The organism is Herbaspirillum sp. B65, from assembly GCF_000333555.1.
Lineage (GTDB): Bacteria > Pseudomonadota > Gammaproteobacteria > Burkholderiales > Burkholderiaceae_D > Herbaspirillum > Herbaspirillum rubrisubalbicans.
The window spans coordinates 1-1191 of record NZ_BADI01000930.1; the positions used below are offsets into that span (position 1 = coordinate 1).

At 62.6% G+C, this 1191-nt stretch carries 2 protein-coding genes; both read left to right on the forward strand.

The annotated features are described in order from the left end of the window. Positions 1 to 386: M20/M25/M40 family metallo-hydrolase (locus tag I5W_RS21775; protein WP_044530805.1), on the forward strand; the 386-nt coding region annotated here is incomplete at its 5' end. A gap of 25 nt (positions 387 to 411) precedes the next feature. Then, positions 412 to 1191, forward strand: a 780-nt coding sequence (gene prmB, locus I5W_RS21780) for a 50S ribosomal protein L3 N(5)-glutamine methyltransferase (RefSeq protein ID WP_044530806.1), incomplete at its 3' end; no start/stop codon positions are given.

Consider the following 1191-nt stretch of genomic DNA (forward strand, 5'->3'; position numbering starts at 1 on the left):
GGGTGAGTCGTGATCGACTTCACTTCCGATTCTCCACCGCCAGCACCGTGGAAGGTTTGCAGCAGCGCGTACACGCCATCCTCGACAAGCATGGCCTGGAATACGACCTGAAGTGGACCGTCGGCGGCCTGCCCTTCCTGACCCCGCGCGGCGACCTCTCGGATGCGCTGTCCAGGGCGATCAAGGACGAGACCGGGCTGGACACCGAGCTGTCGACCACCGGCGGCACCTCCGATGGACGCTTCATCGCCCAGATCTGCCCGCAGGTGATCGAGTTCGGCCCGCCCAATGACAGCATCCACAAGATCGATGAGCACATCGAAGTGCGCTACATCGATCCCCTCAAGAACATCTACCGCAAGACGCTGGAAAACCTGCTGGCCTGAACGCCGCCGCATTGAAGAGAAGCTCATGACCCCCAACAATTTCTCCACCGTGCGCGACCTGCTGCGCTACGCCGTGACCCGCTTCAACACCGAACAACTGTTCTTCGGCCACGGCAGCAGCAATGCGCTCGATGAAGCGGCCTACCTGATCCTGCATACGCTCAAACTGCCGCTGGACCAGCTCGATCCCTTCCTCGATGCGCGCCTCTTGCCCGAAGAAATCGCCTCGCTCATGCGCGTGATCGAACGCCGCAGCAAGGACCGCGTGCCGGCCGCCTACATCACCAATGAAGCCTGGCTGGGCGCTTACCGCTTCTACGTCGATGAGCGCGTGATCGTGCCGCGTTCCTTCATCGCCGAACTGATTCCGCAGCATTTCTCGCCCTGGATCCAGGACCCGGAAGCCATCGAAAACGCGCTGGACCTGTGCACCGGTTCCGGCTGCCTGCCTGTTCTCCTGGCCGATGCCTTCCCGAATGCGCAGATCGATGCCGTGGACATCTCCGCCGATGCGCTGGCCGTGGCGCGCAAGAACGTGGATGACTACCAGCTGCAAGACCGCATCAAGCTGGTCGAATCCGACCTGTACACGCAACTGCCGCTGCGCAAGTACGATCTGATCATCAGCAATCCGCCCTATGTGAATTCCGGTTCCATGGCCAAGCTGCCCCAGGAATACCTGCGCGAGCCGCAACTGGCGCTGGCCGGGGGGCGAGATGGCATGGACCTGGTGCGCAAGATCGTCGCCGGTGCCGCCGAGCGCCTCACGCCCGAGGGCGTACTGGTGGTCGAGATCGGCAACGAG